This is a genomic window from Variovorax sp. Varisp85 (assembly GCF_047304045.1).
Classification (GTDB): Bacteria; Pseudomonadota; Gammaproteobacteria; order Burkholderiales; family Burkholderiaceae_C; genus Variovorax.
On the sequence record NZ_JBGLYN010000005.1, the window covers coordinates 40,043 to 53,543 of the forward strand.

Here is a 13,501-nt window from a genome sequence, read left to right on the forward strand (position 1 = left end):
AATGAGCAACGCCAACATCACCCTCGAACTGATCGGCGCGCCGACCGACGTCGGCGCCAGCGTGCGCGGTGCCGGCATGGGCCCCGACGCCCTGCGCGTGGCGGGCCTGCCGGAAGCGCTGGCGCGGCAGGGCTACGTCGTCGTCGACCGCGGCAACCTCGCGGGCCCCGCCACGCCGTGGGCGCCGCCGGCCAACGGGCTGCGCCATCTCGACGAGGTGATCGCCTGGAACCGCTCGGTGTACGCGGCCGTCGACACCGCGCTGGGCGCCAGCCATGTGCCGCTGATGATGGGCGGCGACCACTGCCTGGCCATCGGCTCCATCAGCGCGGTGGCATGGCATGCGCGCAAGCGCGGCAAGAAGCTGCGCGTGCTGTGGCTCGACGCGCACTCCGACGTCAACACCGAGACCACGAGCCCCAGCGGCAACCTGCACGGCATGCCGGTGTCGTGCCTGCTGGGCCACGGGCCCGCGGTGCTCACGGGCTGGAGCGGCGAGCGCGCGGCGCTGCACCACGACGCCATCCGCTTCATCGGCATCCGCAGCGTCGACAGCGACGAGAAGGAGGCCATCCGCACGCTGGGCCTGAGCGTGTTCGACATGCGCCACATCGACGAGCACGGCATGCGCACGACCATGACCGAGGCGCTGCAGGACGTGGACGACGACACGCATCTGCACGTGAGCTTCGACCTCGACTGCCTCGACCCGGCCGACGCGCCCGGCGTGGGCACCGGCGTGCGAGGCGGGCCGACCTACCGCGAGATGCAGTTGTGCATGGAAATGATCGCCGACACCGGACGGCTGGGCTCGCTCGACGTGGTGGAGCTGAACCCCGCGCTCGACGTGCGCAACCAGACGGCCGAGGTGGCAGTCGAACTCATCGAGAGCCTGTTCGGCAAGTCGACGCTGGTGCGTTAGGGCTTGGTGGCCTGCGCGGCCTTGGCCTTGACCGTGTACTGCTGGTAGGCCGGCAGCGCGATGGCCGCGAGGATGCCGATCGCCGCGATGACGGGAAGAAGCAAGGCGCCGATGATGACGCCGACGCCGTTCGGCGGTGGCGGCGCGCCGAAGCGATTGACGCCCTTCGTACCGGGGTTGAACACCCAGACCAGGCTCACGAGCGGAATGAGGCACAGCAGCACGGTCCAACCGGTCCATCCCATGTCGTGGCTGCGCTGGATCGAAAGCAGCGTGAAGAACACGAAATAGGGAATGACGATCAGCAGCGGCAACAGCGACGCGAGGGTCGAACTCAATGAGCTCGCGAAGATCGCAACGATCACGCCGACCACGATCGCGAACAGCAAGTAGCCCACGAGGCTGTAAGACAGATAGCGCAGCCGCCCGATCCGCCCCTTGGAGGACAACAGCTTCACGGGCTGCACTCGGGCTTCGCCGCCATACACATCGGCCACTTCCGCCCTCGGCGCGGCATAGGGATTCACCATCTCTGTCATGCGCTTCTCCTCTGTTGTTGAACGAACATTGTGAACAAGGGTGCCTACAAAAGGCCAGCCCTTTTGACTGCGTGATAGCGATTCACCAACGCCACCGCAAGGTCGGCCGGCTCCACGTCGACCGACAGCGGATCGTTGCCGACCACGCGCGCAAAGGCGTCGCGGCGCGACTGCTCGAACAGGTGCGCCGCGGCCACGTCGACCGCGTCGCGCGCATGCACCAGCGGCTGATTGGCGATGCGCCCGAGCACCCGCTCGCGCAGGCTCGCGACCAGCACGAGGTGCTTGCGGCGCAGCAGCTTGATGGCGGGGCGCAGTTCGGCGGAATCTTCGTCGCGAAAATTGGTCAGCACGATGACCAGCGCGCGCCTTCTCTGCACGCGCAGCAGTTCCTGCGCGGCCAGCAGGTAGTCCGAATGGGTGGCGCCGGGCTGGATGTCGTGCAGCCGGTTCATCAGCGCGTTGAGGGTGGCGGTGCCCTTGCGCGGGGCGAAGTCGCGCCGCTCCTCGGCAAGGCAGCCGAAGGTCATGGCGCCGACCTCGTCGCCCTCCTTCAGCGCCACGTAGCTCAGCAGCATCAGCGCATTGAGCGCCTCGTCGAAATGGCTGCCGGCCTGCTGCGCCAGCGCGCCTTCGTCGGCACGCATGCGGCGGCCGCAGTCGAGCAGGAACAGCACGCACTGGTCGCGATCGTCCTGGAACTCGCGCACGATCGGGCGGCGCTGGCGCTGCGTGGCCTTCCAGTCGATGTGGCGCAGCGAATCGCCGGTCTTGTAGTCGGCGAGCTGGCGGAAGTCGGTGCCGAGCCCGCGCTGCGCGTAGGTCTTGATGCCGATCTGCGCCAGCCGCCGGTCGCCCGACAGCCAGGCGTAGCGCGCCAGTGCGGCGAAGTTGGGGTACACGCGCAGCCGGCGCGGCTCGCCCAGGGTCTGGCGCATGTCGAAGCAGCCGAAGCGCGTGCGCCAGCGCAGCTGGGTGGCGCCGAACTGCGCAACGCCGCGCTGCGTCGCGGTGGCGGTGTAGCGCAGCGCGATGTGCGAGAGCGCCGGCACGATGACCGTCTGGGGCAGGCCCTCGAAGGCGAAGTGCGTGTCGAGCTCGTCGAACACCGACACCTGCCAGGCCCGTGCGCCTTCGTTCACCAGCGTGAGCGTGAGCACCGTGGGCACGCCGAGCGAGAACGCACCGGGCAGCTTGCGCTCGATGCGCAGCGGCGCGGCGCGCCAAAGGCGCAGGCTGTGCCAGAGGTCGACGCCCGCAAGCACGAGCCCCGCCGCCAGCAGCGCGCCCGCCACGGCGGCGACGTATCCCACCGGCGCGCCCAGCAGCAGCGCCGCGGAGGCGACCGCTGCCAGGCCGGCCAGCGCCAGCACGGCCGCGCGCGCGGGGATTGGCAGCAGGCGCATCAACGGAGCACCGCCCCTTCGGGAAACACCGCGGAACCGGCTTCGCCGGGCCGCAGGTGTTGCCCCCGGCAGGGGGTTGGCGAAGCGACACGAAGTGCGCGAAGCCTGGGGGGGAGTGTCATAACCTCGGGGCTTCCACGCTGTCGCGCGCGGCGCGCAGCAGGGTGTCGACGCCCAGGCCTTCGAGCTGCGCGTCGGGCGAGATCATCACGCGGTGCCGCAGCGCCGGCAGCGCCTGGCGCGCCACGTCATCGGGGGTGATGAAGTCGCGCCCGGCCATCAGCGCGGCGGCGCGGGCGGCGCGCACCAGGGCCATGGCGCCGCGCGGCCCGGCGCCGGAGGAAAGGCCCGGCCAGTCGCGCGTGGCACGTGCGATGCGCACCGCGTAGTCGATCACGCGCTCGTCGGCCTGCACCAGGCAGGCCAGCCGCTGCAGTTCGAGCACCTGCGCCTCGTCGAGGCAGGGGCGCACGGCCTCGAGCGGAAACTGGTTGCCGGCGCGGTGCCGCGTGGTCAGCTGCACGATGGCGTTCTCTTCGCCGTGGCTCGGAAATCCGATGTCGATCTTCAGCAGGAAACGGTCGAGCTGCGCCTCGGGCAGCGGGTAGGTGCCCTCGGTGTCGATCGGGTTCTGCGTGGCCATCACCATGAAGGGCTTCGGCAGCGGCATGGCCGTGCCTTCGAGCGTGACCTGGTACTCCTGCATGACTTCGAGCAGCGCGCTCTGCGTCTTGGCGGGCGCGCGGTTGATTTCGTCGGCCAGCAGGAGGTTGGTGAACACCGGCCCCTGGTGCACGCGCAGCGTGCCGAGGCTGCTTTCGCCGCGCGTGGCGAGGTCGAGCACCGCGTGGCCCGTGATGTCCGAGGGCATCAGGTCGGGGGTGAACTGCACCCGCGCATAGCGCAGCGTCATCGCCTGCGCGAGGGCCCGCGCGAGCAGGGTCTTGCCGAGCCCCGGCACACCTTCGATCAGCACGTGGCCCGAGGCGACCAGCGCCACCAGCGTCTGGTCGACCGCCTCGATCTGGCCGACCACGGCCTGGCCGACCTCGGCGCGCAGCGTCTGCAGCCACCGGGCCGCGCGCGTGAGTTCTTCGGGTTGGATGGCTTGCATGGACGTCTCTCGGTTCAGGATGTGGAGGAAGAATCGGATGAAGGCATGAACGGCCCGTGGGCATCGAGCCGGCGGCGCGCGGTTTCCAGCACCTCCAGGTCGACCGACATGGCGCCGGCATGGCGCGCTCGCGCGGCCATCGCCCGCACGAGCATCGCGGGCTCCAGGCCGGTGGCCTGGGCGATGGCCGCGGCGCGTGCCGACGCATCGCGGCGCGCGTAGCCGCGCAGCTGGCGGCCGGCGGACTCGTGCAGCGCGCGCAGTTGCGCCGCATGCAGCGCGTCGGCGCCATGCATGTGCAGGAAGCCGGCGGTGCCGCGCACCTGTTCGGCCATGGAGCGCCGGTGCGTGCCGGCCGAGGGCATCAGCGGCCCGAAGCGCACGGCCGCGCGCCAGAGTGCGGCGGCCAGCGCGAGCAGGCCCACGATAAGTGCCGCCCAGCCCTTGTGCCAGAGCCAGCGCAGGAAGGGTTCGCGCGTTTCCTCGGCGACGAACCAGACTTCGGCGCCGCTGCGCGCCTGCACCGCGGCGGCGGTGAGCAGCGCGTTGTCGGCGCGTGTCAGGCCCTCGTTGTGCCACAGGCCCAGGGGCATCACGGTGACGGTCCCGCGTCCGGCCTGAACGCGGATCGCCTCGGTGCCGCGCTTGCCCGCCACCGCCCACAGCGGCTGCTGCTTGTCGGCGGGCCGGTAGCGCGCCGCGGACGCCCAGGTGCAGATCCGGAAGCCGCGGCCGCCGGCGAAGCTCGCGGGCACGGTCTCGGGTTCGGTCACCGCACGGCAATCCGCGTCCCTGGCGGGTTCGGCGAATGGCGACCTGGGCAGTCTCGTCCTCGGTACGGGTGGCTCTTTCTCTTTCTTCTCGTCCGCCGCTGCCGGCTTTTCCTTGACCAGCGGAATCCAGCTTTCCAGCAGGTCGCCGTCGACGAGATGGCTGGGCATCACGAGGTGCCCGCCCTGCTCCACCCACTCGCGCAGGCGCCGCTCGCGCTCGGGGAACATGTCCCAGTGGCCGGAGGCGAGCACCAGCCGTGCCCGTGCGGGGGGCATGGCGTCCAGGTCGTCGCGCTTGACCACCTGCATGCCGAGTTCGCGCAGCATCGCCTGCGCCGCATAGAAGGAATTCGTCCTGGCCTCGCCGCTCGCGGGTGTCGGCACCTCGGTGTCGGCCCATTCGGTGGCCCAGACCAGCCAGAAGCCGATCAGTGCCAGCACGAGCACCGAGCCGATGCGGACCAGCCAGGCGCTCATGCGGCCACGCCTTTCGGACTGCCGGCCGGCGCGGTCGCGGGCAAGCGCAGGTCGAACTCGCTGCAGACCGCCAGCACCTGTGCGGTGGAAGGCAGCCGCCCGCCGTACGCCCCCAGTTGCCAGGCCCCGACCAGCCGCACGAAGAAAGCCTGCGAGTCCGGCACCAGCCGGGTCGCGGAGAGCTGCATGCATTCGCCCTCGGTGCTCGCGGCCCGCACCGGCACTTCGTGCGCATGCACGAGGCGCGACAGCGCACCGCGGTACAGCAGCGACAGCGCGGGCCTGTGCTGGCCGCGCTGCCATAGCGCGGCGGCGGCATTGCCGATGTCGTCGGGCAGGCTTTCGGGCCGGATGTCGAGGCTGCCGACATGGCTGGGCAGCGGCGCCTTGCCGGGCCGCGCGCCGCCGGCACGCACCTGCATCCATCGGTGAAGGCGAATCGCCAGCCAGGCCAGCGCCAGCGCGCCCAGCCCCCACACGAGCCAGCGCGCCCCTTCGGCCACCGCCTTCACGAAATCGCGCAGCCAGTCGAGGCTATCGGACTTCTTCTCGGCTTCGTCTTCCTCATCGTCCCGTTCCTTGAAGCGGAGCTTCTTCTCGGTTTTGGTGCCGGGCATGTTCGGATCGGCGCGCACCTTGTCGACCGCAGCCTTCACCTGCTCGCGCGTCGGCGATGCCTCAGTTGCGGCCACGGCTGCCGGCAGCGCCCCTGCGCCCCACAACACGAGCATTGCGACGATCAACCCTCTTCCAGGGCTACCGCGGAACCGGCTTTGCCGGGCCGCTGGCATCGCCCCCTGAAAGGGGGAAGGCGCAGCGACACGAAGTGCGCGAAGCCTGGGGGTGTCACAGGAACCCACGGCGGAACTCCTGTTCGATGTCCCAGGCCTCGAGCTCCACCCGGCGGTTGAGGTACATCGCGAAACCCGCCGCCACGTAGAACGGCTCCAGCACGCCGACGACCAGCGCATAGGCCCCCGCGGTCAGCAGGCTCTGCAGCGAGCTGTCCGATTGCGTGAGCCAGCCGAACAGGTCCCTCACGCTGCCTTCCGGCGCAAACCAGAACAGCAGCGACAGCAGGCAGATGTCGAGCGACATTTCCACGTTCGCGAACACCAGCTGCATTCCCGTGGCCGCGCCGCGCCGTCCGTGCAGCAGCTGCGTGCGCCGCTTGCGCCGGGCGCTGCCGCGCTGGCCTTCGAGCTGCTCGATCGCCTGGGTGAACGAGCGCCAGGGCGAGAAGCGCCGCCACACCAGCGTGCGCAGCAGCTGCCCGCCCCACACGGCGCGGCGGTTGTGCCACAGGTCGGCCCAGCGCGTCTCCTGCCCGAACACCGCGCGCGAATGAACGAACAGCAGGCTGCGGTCGAACCAGGGCTTGAGCCAGAAGATCAGCAGGCTGGGCAGCCAGCCGGCGATCTCGAACGTGCACAAGGCCAGCAGCACAGTCACCACATACACCGGCAGGAAGGTGCGCCACACCGAGCGCGCATGGTTGCGCACCAGCTGGACGCCCAGGTCGGCGGCCTCGGCCATGGGGCGCGGCCGCAGCGCAATGGCGAGACCGTCAACCTGCATGTTCATCGGCCTTTGCGACAGCAGCAGCAGCAGCAGCGCGCGGCCGGCCCTGCCAGCCCAGGTATGCCAGCACCAGCGCCCAACAGGCGCCGCCCACGCCGTACTTCACGGCCGGCGCGATCCAGCGCGCCGACGACCAGAAAGCCTCGACCGCGGCAGCGATCAGCAGCAGCCCGATGACGCCGTAGACGATCACCACGGCATGGCGCGCGGCCAGCCGCAGGGCCTCGAGCCGCGTGTGTCTTCCGGGCGCGACCCACGAATAGCCGAGCCGCAGGCCGGCCGCGCCGGCCAGCACGATCGCCGTGAGCTCGAAGGCCGAGTGCGTGACCACGAAGGAGCAGAAGTTCCCGGCATGCCCCGAGGCGATCAGGTAGCCGCCGACCGCTCCGATCTGGACGCCGTTGAACACCACCACCGCGGCACTGCCCACGCCGGCGAAGATGCCGGCCGCGAAGCAGCGAAAGCCGATGCCGATGTTGTGCATCACGTAGAAGCCGAACATCTGCCAGTCGTCGCTTGCATTGCGCGCGCGGCCCAGCGACTCGGCGCCATCGCCGTACATGGAATCGAACTGCCGAACGGCGCTGGCGTCGAGCAGGTGCAGGATGAAGCCGGGGTCGCGATAGGCCGCCCAGCCGGCGGCCAACAGGGGCAGCACGAACATCAGCGCCGACACCAGCAGGTAGCCGCGGTGCGCCCGCACCGCCTCGGGAAAGTCGACCAGCGCCAGCCGGGCGAAGCGTGCCAGGCCGTAGTCGTGCTGCCGGTAGATCAACCGGTGCGCGCTCTGCGTCAAGCCCTCGAGCCGCTGCGTGAGGTGGATCGGGTAGGCGCGCGCCTGCGCCAGCGCCAGGTGCTCGCACACGCGGCGGTACAGCGTGGCGAGCCGCGCGCCGTCGAATTTGCGTCGAGTCTCCGCGACGCGGACGACGGCTTCGAGTTCGGCCCACAGCGGCGCATAGGCGGCTTCGAAATCGATCGGCGTCATGGCCCTCTTCCTTCTGCTGCTCCTCGCGCATCGGCGCCGGCGCGGCGGCCCAGCACCCACTGCGCCACGCCGAGCAGGCGCTGCGACGCGGAAGCGCCGGAAGTGTCGGGGCCCAGCACCGGTTCGGCGACGCGTGCGAGTTCGTCGAAGCGCTCCGGGGTCAGGCGCGTCGCGCGCCCGGCCCACGACACGATGGCCACCTGCTCGCGCGCCGTCAACGGCCGCGCGGGCGCCTGCGGTTCGGCTGCGGGCACGCTGCCATGCAGGCTCACCTGGTCGCTGAACACCACCAGCGTGCCGGCGGCGAGATCGCCCAGCCGCTTGCTGTCGCCCCGCCACAGCATCGACACGATGCCCGCGCCATAGAAGGACGGCACGAAGTCGGCCGCGCGCAGCAGGTTGCGGGTCAGCGCGGCGGCGGGCGTCACCGGCAGGCCCGAGTCCATCACCACGCGCAGCCCCATCGCGCGCTTGCCGGGCGTGGCCGCGGCGCGCGTGAGCTCGAAGACCACCGGGTAGAGCCACTCGAGGCAGAAGTAGCTGATCAGCAGGATGCCGACACCCATTTTGCCCAGCATGCCGGCGGTGATCGAGATCGCGACGAAGATGCCGAGCCGGATCGCGAAGTCGATGAGGTACGCCAGCCCGCGCGCGACCAGGCCGGCCGGGCGCAGCGAGAGTGCGATGCCTTCCGGGGTCTCGGCGGTGTAGAGCGTGTCGAGGCGCACTGGCGTGGCGCTCAGCTCAGGCCTGCAGCACGACGGTGTCGGCGATCTGGTCGTGCAGGCAGCGGCGCGATGCACGGAAGATGAAGAGGCAGTCGACGAGCATGTAGATCGGCCCGAGCAGCGGCCAGATGCTCATCACGAACATCGGGCTGTCGCGCAGGCCGAGGATGCGGCCGATCGGCGCCTGCGTTCCGTCGGGCCGGGCAATGCGGATCCTGAACAGCGCCTTGCCGATGGTCTGGCCGCGTGTGACCAGCAGGTAGCCGTGCAGCACGAGGTAGAGAACGATGCCGGCGGCCGCGTCGGCGGGCCGGGGCACCCAGAGGCCGAGGCCGTCGTCTTCCCAGAGATTGATCGGCGTGAACTTCGCGAGGAGCCATATCGCGGCGATGGAGATGCCGCCATCGAGCATCGCGGCCAGGAAGCGCCTGCCGCGCGATGCAAGTTCTCCGGGCTGCGCCCGGCCCGGTTGCAGCACGTCCTCCACATGGGATTGCGGCGGTGCGTAGCGCGCATCCTGCGACTGGTCTTCCATGCCCGTCCCTCTCCGAAACGATTGATTTTCGGAAGATTCTAGGGCTTGGGTCCGTCAGGCGGATGACGGCGATCAGGCACCGAGCACGTGCTGCAGGCGGCGCAAGTCGTCGAAGAGCAGGCTCAGCGGCGCGGCCAGGAGCGCATTCGACGGCACGCTGCGCGACGCCTGCGCACAGCGGCCGAGCCCGTCGAGGTCGGGCGGAGTGCTCCTTCCCGCGAGCGCATCGGCCATGCCGGCGATGGCGGTGCCGGCAGCCTGTGCGGCTTCTCGCCACGTGGCGTCGGCCGCCGTGTCCCGCGCTTGCCGGAACACGCGATCGAGCACCACGGCGTCCTGGAAGATGCGCGCCGCCAGCCGGGCCTTGTCGCGGTAGGGGCCGCGCGCCGTGGCATCACCGCGGCGCCACCACCGCGCCTCCAGGTCCGCGCCGTCGGCCAGCACGGCCAGCCGGCCCAGCGCGACGCGCGTGCCTGAGTGGATGCGCTCCGCCTCGGCATCGGCAGGCTGCCGCGCGGCCACCATGCGCTTCGCGATGCCGTGCAGCAGCGCGGCGCAGCTCTCGTCGAAACGCGCACCCGCGTGGTATTCGGACACGACCGTGGAGACCGCCAACGCCACCCCCACCCCGATGCCGATCTGCGCCATGCGCAGCAGCGCCACCTGCAACGCCGATTGGCCGGGGATGCCGCCGGCCGACAGGATGATCAACGCAGCCACCGGCGCGCTGCGCAGGCCCGGCGCGGCCGCGCTGGCAAAGGACAGCAGCATGACGACGGCCAGCGTGCTCGCGAGCGCCGGTGTGCCGTGGTGCTGCATCCAGACGCCGGCCAGGCCGCACAGCGCGCCGGCGGCCGTGCCGCGCACCCGGTTCCATCCGGCGTCGAGCGTCGAACCGGCGCTCGGGCGCATGACGATCAGCACGCTCATCACCGCCCAGAAACTTTCGGGCAGATGCAGGACGACCGCCACGCCCCAGGCGATGGCCACTGCCGCCGCCAGCTGTACGCCCGGACGCCAGCGGCCGTGGCGCCAGGGGTCCGTCAGGCGTTGGAGAGCCGGGGCGCCGATCATGACTCTGCTGCCGCTGAACCGCTGTCCAGCGCGGCTGCGATGCCATCGATGAGCCCGCAAGCCTGCAGCAGCAAGGCACGCTGGCCGACATCCAGCGTGGCGCCGATCGCCTCGGCCAGCGCCGCCTCGCGCCTGCGCATGAGCGCCTTGAGACGGCGCACGCCCTCGGCCGTGAGCGACAGCAGCCATTGGCGCCCGTCGCTCGGGTGGGGTGCGCGGCCGATCCAGCCTTCGGCCTCCAGTTCGGCCAGCAGCCGGGTCAGCGATTGGAGCTTGACGCGTTCGAGCCCCGCCAACGCGGTGGGTGTGCACGGCCCGTGCCGATGCAGCTGGCCGAGCACGCTGAGCTTGGCCACGCTCGGGCCATCGGGCCCGGCGCTGCCGCTGCGCAGCTGGCGCGACAGCTGCGACACCGAGGCGCGCAGGCGCGAGGCGCATTGCGCCGGATCCGGGATGGGGGAAGCCATGCCCGGATTGTAAGACGCATCTTGGTACTTTGGCGTCCGGGCGTCAGCCCCGGTTGGGTGACGAGTTCACGGGATACGTGACGGCGGGCGCCGCGGCGGGCGTGACGGCGGGCGCCGCGGCAGGCGGTGAAGCGACCGGCGTTTCCGCGGGTGCCGCGGCTTCGCCCTCTCCTTCCGGGCCGTCGAGGAAACGGTCGAGCAGCGCGAAGAAGCGGTCGTAGAAGCGCTCGTCGGTCAGCGTCTCGCTCGCGACCTTCACCATCGCGTCGTCGCTGCTCGAGAACGGCAGCGAGAGCGAGCCGATCGCGCCCACGCCGAGGCTGGCGGAGTTGTTCACCTTCTTGATGCCGTAGCGGTCCTGCAGCGCGGTCGCGAAGGCCACGGTGCTCTTGCTGGCCTTGCCGCCCCTCGTGTTCTCGCGCGCGCAGACCACACGGAACTCGACCTCCACGTGCACCTCGGCCGCAGGCTGGAAGCTCTTGCGCCCGGTGACGAGGTCGGTGTTGGCGGCCGTGATCATGTAGCCCTGGCTCAGCAGCGCGCGGCGCGCGGCCTCGCAGGTCTGGGCCTCGGTGGCCTCGTAGTCGCGGGTGTGGGTGGTGGTCGAGCCGAAGGCCTCGGGCTCGTATGACACGCGGTGCGAAGCGCTGCCGCAGCCGGCGAGCACGAAGGCGGACAGCAGGCCCAGCACGAGGACCGGGGCGCGGGCAAGAGAGAAGCAGGTGGGGTGCGTGGACGGCATGGAGCGGCGAATGCTAACCGGCGGCTCGCCGGCATGGCTTCGAGCGCGCCGCCGCGCTTGCGTTCCCTGTCGCGCGGGATTTTCAGGACCAGGGCAGCACGTGGTGCGCGCGCATCCGCGTCGCCGCGATCAGGCGCGCGTTGGGTGCGTCGGTGCTCGCCACCCAGGCGCGCGCTTCCTCGGCGCTGCGGCCGAACTGCTGGTGGCGCCGCACCAGGCGCTCTTCGCGCACCGCGTCGTCGATGTCCACGTACCAGACCTCGTCGAGCATCGCCGCCGCGCCGGCCCAGGGGCCGTCGGCGTGCAGCAGGTAGTTGCCTTCGGTGATGACCAGCTGCGTCGACGGCAGCACGGCAATGGCGCCGGCGATCGGCTCCTCGATCTCGCGGCGGAACTCGGGCGCGTAGACGATGCCGCCGTCGGGCCGCTGCTCGCGCAGGCGCTGCAGCAGCGCAACATAACCGGCGCTGTCGAAGGTGTCGGGGGCGCCCTTGCGGGCAGTGCGGCCGAGCCGCTGCAGCTCGACGTTGGCCAGGTGGAAGCCGTCCATGGGAACGACCTGGGCGCGGTCGGCGCCCACCGAGCGGAGCAGCGCTGCAGCTAGCGTGGACTTGCCTGCGCCCGGCGCGCCGACGAGGCCCAACAGCTTGCGCCGCCCGCTGGCCATGAGAGCCTGCAGACGGGCCAGGCCATCCGCGGGAATGGAAGGGAGGTTCTGCGCGGGCATGGTGGTCATGCCCCGAGCGTACTGCCTCTTCCTGTCAAAAAATCATGGGTACAGACCGCGTTCCTGGCGTGCCATGAGGATTCGTTCGCAGGCCACCGCATAGGTGGCCGTGCGCAGCGTGATCTTGTGCTTGTCCGCCGTGTCCCAGATGTGGTTGAGCGCGTTCATCATGATTCGGTCGAGGCGCACGTTGATCTCGTCCTCGTCCCAGAAGAAGGACGAGAAGTCCTGCACCCATTCGAAGTAGCTCACCGTCACGCCGCCGGCGTTGCAGATCACGTCGGGCACCACCAGCACGCCGCGCTCGGCGAGGATGTCGTCGGCGATCGGCACCGTGGGGCCGTTGGCGCCTTCGAGCACCAGCTTGGCAGTGGTCTTCTGTGCGCGTTCGGCCGTGAGCTGGCCTTCGAGCGCGGCCGGGATCAGGATGTCGCAGGGCGTTTCCCAGAAGTCCTCGTTCGGCACGATGTCGCCGCCGGCCTTGAAGCCGACCACGCCGTCGGTGCGCGAGATGGGCACCAGCTTGGCCAGGTCGAGGCCGTTGCTGTTGACGATGGTGCCGGTGTGGTCCTGCACCGCGACGATCTTGGCGCCGGCTTCGGCGAAGAGTTCCGCCGCGACCGAGCCCACGTTGCCGAAGCCCTGCACCGCGATGCGCGCGCCGCGCAGGTCCATGCCCAGTCGGCGAGCGGCTTCACGGCCGGTGACGAACACGCCGCGGCCGGTGGCCTTCACGCGGCCCAGCGAACCGCCCAGGTGCAGCGGCTTGCCGGTGACGACGCCGGTGGCGGTGCCGCCGACGTTCATCGAGTAGGTGTCCATCATCCACGCCATGATCTGCGCGTTGGTGTTCACGTCGGGCGCGGGGATGTCGGTGTGCGGGCCGATGATGATGCCGATCTCGCTGGTGTAGCGGCGCGTGACCTTCTCCAGCTCCTGCAGCGAGAGCTTCTTCGGGTCGACGCGGATGCCGCCCTTGGCGCCGCCGTACGGCAGGTTGACGGCCGCGGTCTTGATGGTCATCCAGGCCGACAGCGCCATCACCTCTTCCAGCGTGACGTCGGGATGGAAGCGCACGCCGCCCTTGCCCGGGCCGCGGCTCATGTTGTGCTGAACGCGGTAGCCCTCGAAGTGGGCGATGGTGCCGTCGTCCATCTCGATCGGCACGTCGACGATCAGCGCGCGCTTGGGGCGCTTGAGTGTCTCGACCCAGCGGGCCAGCGGGCCGAGGTACGGCACGACGCGGTCGACCTGCGAAAGATACGTGCCCCACGGGCTGTTGGCGGTCGGGCTGACGAAGGAGAGTTTTTCGCTCATGGGATATCCCTTGGTTTGTTCGGGTGGGCGCAACGATAGACCTCTACCGCGCGTCGCGCCATGGCTTATGCGCGCCGCGCTGACGGTTATGCAAGAGACGTTGGGACCACG

The 13,501-nt window shown here is 70.5% G+C and carries 15 protein-coding genes; 1 reads left to right on the top strand and 14 read right to left on the bottom strand.

Annotated elements, in window-relative coordinates:
* The first annotated feature begins 1 nt into the window (after nucleotide 1).
* The gene (gene rocF, locus ACCC97_RS03670; RefSeq protein ID WP_007836002.1) at nucleotides 2–922 is read left to right on the top strand and encodes an arginase; all 921 of its coding nucleotides are present in this window, start codon (nucleotides 2–4) and stop codon (nucleotides 920–922) included.
* On the opposite strand, the gene ACCC97_RS03675 is transcribed toward rocF, so the two are convergent.
* The 14 genes from ACCC97_RS03675 to ACCC97_RS03740 all read right to left on the bottom strand — a co-directional run bounded on the left by ACCC97_RS03675 (nucleotide 919) and on the right by ACCC97_RS03740 (nucleotide 13,390).
* Nucleotides 919–1,461, bottom strand: a complete 543-nt coding sequence (locus ACCC97_RS03675) for a DUF805 domain-containing protein (RefSeq protein WP_413331613.1) — start codon at nucleotides 1,459–1,461, stop codon at nucleotides 919–921. The two genes, rocF and ACCC97_RS03675, sit on opposite strands and share 4 nt — an antisense overlap.
* A 44-nt stretch (nucleotides 1,462–1,505) precedes the next feature.
* Nucleotides 1,506–2,867, bottom strand: a complete 1,362-nt coding sequence (locus ACCC97_RS03680; RefSeq protein ID WP_413331614.1) for a DUF58 domain-containing protein — start codon at nucleotides 2,865–2,867, stop codon at nucleotides 1,506–1,508.
* Between the two features lie 118 nt (nucleotides 2,868–2,985).
* On the bottom strand, nucleotides 2,986–3,981 hold the full coding sequence (locus ACCC97_RS03685; protein WP_413331615.1) for an AAA family ATPase: 996 nt from the start codon (nucleotides 3,979–3,981) through the stop codon (nucleotides 2,986–2,988).
* A gap of 14 nt (nucleotides 3,982–3,995) precedes the next feature.
* Nucleotides 3,996–5,231 carry a DUF4350 domain-containing protein gene (locus ACCC97_RS03690; protein ID WP_413331617.1) on the bottom strand — a complete coding sequence of 412 codons (1,236 nt, stop codon included), beginning with the start codon at nucleotides 5,229–5,231 and terminating at the stop codon, nucleotides 3,996–3,998.
* Nucleotides 5,228–5,962: a DUF4129 domain-containing protein gene (locus tag ACCC97_RS03695; RefSeq protein WP_413331618.1), complete on the bottom strand. Its 735-nt coding sequence runs from the start codon at nucleotides 5,960–5,962 to the stop codon at nucleotides 5,228–5,230. The genes ACCC97_RS03690 and ACCC97_RS03695 overlap by 4 nt, the downstream gene beginning before the upstream one ends.
* A gap of 115 nt (nucleotides 5,963–6,077) precedes the next feature.
* Nucleotides 6,078–6,815: a hypothetical protein gene (locus ACCC97_RS03700; RefSeq protein WP_237726093.1), complete on the bottom strand. Its 738-nt coding sequence runs from the start codon at nucleotides 6,813–6,815 to the stop codon at nucleotides 6,078–6,080.
* Nucleotides 6,799–7,800, bottom strand: coding sequence for a stage II sporulation protein M (locus tag ACCC97_RS03705; protein WP_413331619.1), 1,002 nt, complete (start codon nucleotides 7,798–7,800; stop codon nucleotides 6,799–6,801). Before ACCC97_RS03705 ends, ACCC97_RS03700 begins: the two co-directional genes overlap by 17 nt.
* Complete coding sequence (locus tag ACCC97_RS03710; RefSeq protein ID WP_007833287.1) at nucleotides 7,797–8,528, bottom strand: RDD family protein; 732 nt, start codon at nucleotides 8,526–8,528, stop codon at nucleotides 7,797–7,799. Before ACCC97_RS03710 ends, ACCC97_RS03705 begins: the two co-directional genes overlap by 4 nt.
* 16 nt (nucleotides 8,529–8,544) lie before the next feature.
* Nucleotides 8,545–9,063 (bottom strand): RDD family protein, encoded by a 519-nt coding sequence (locus ACCC97_RS03715; protein ID WP_007833288.1) that lies wholly within the window; start codon nucleotides 9,061–9,063, stop codon nucleotides 8,545–8,547.
* A 72-nt stretch (nucleotides 9,064–9,135) separates the two neighbouring features.
* Nucleotides 9,136–10,137 carry an FUSC family protein gene (locus ACCC97_RS03720; RefSeq protein WP_413331620.1) on the bottom strand — a complete coding sequence of 334 codons (1,002 nt, stop codon included), beginning with the start codon at nucleotides 10,135–10,137 and terminating at the stop codon, nucleotides 9,136–9,138.
* The gene (locus ACCC97_RS03725) at nucleotides 10,134–10,604 is read right to left on the bottom strand and encodes a MarR family winged helix-turn-helix transcriptional regulator (RefSeq protein WP_413331621.1); all 471 of its coding nucleotides are present in this window, start codon (nucleotides 10,602–10,604) and stop codon (nucleotides 10,134–10,136) included. The genes ACCC97_RS03720 and ACCC97_RS03725 overlap by 4 nt, the downstream gene beginning before the upstream one ends.
* A 43-nt stretch (nucleotides 10,605–10,647) precedes the next feature.
* The gene (locus ACCC97_RS03730) at nucleotides 10,648–11,346 is read right to left on the bottom strand and encodes a DUF2242 domain-containing protein (protein WP_413331622.1); all 699 of its coding nucleotides are present in this window, start codon (nucleotides 11,344–11,346) and stop codon (nucleotides 10,648–10,650) included.
* 82 nt (nucleotides 11,347–11,428) lie between these two features.
* Nucleotides 11,429–12,082, bottom strand: coding sequence for a nucleoside/nucleotide kinase family protein (locus ACCC97_RS03735; RefSeq protein WP_413331623.1), 654 nt, complete (start codon nucleotides 12,080–12,082; stop codon nucleotides 11,429–11,431).
* A gap of 33 nt (nucleotides 12,083–12,115) precedes the next feature.
* Nucleotides 12,116–13,390 (bottom strand): Glu/Leu/Phe/Val family dehydrogenase, encoded by a 1,275-nt coding sequence (locus ACCC97_RS03740; protein ID WP_007833298.1) that lies wholly within the window; start codon nucleotides 13,388–13,390, stop codon nucleotides 12,116–12,118.
* Nucleotides 13,391–13,501: the final 111 nt, after the last annotated feature.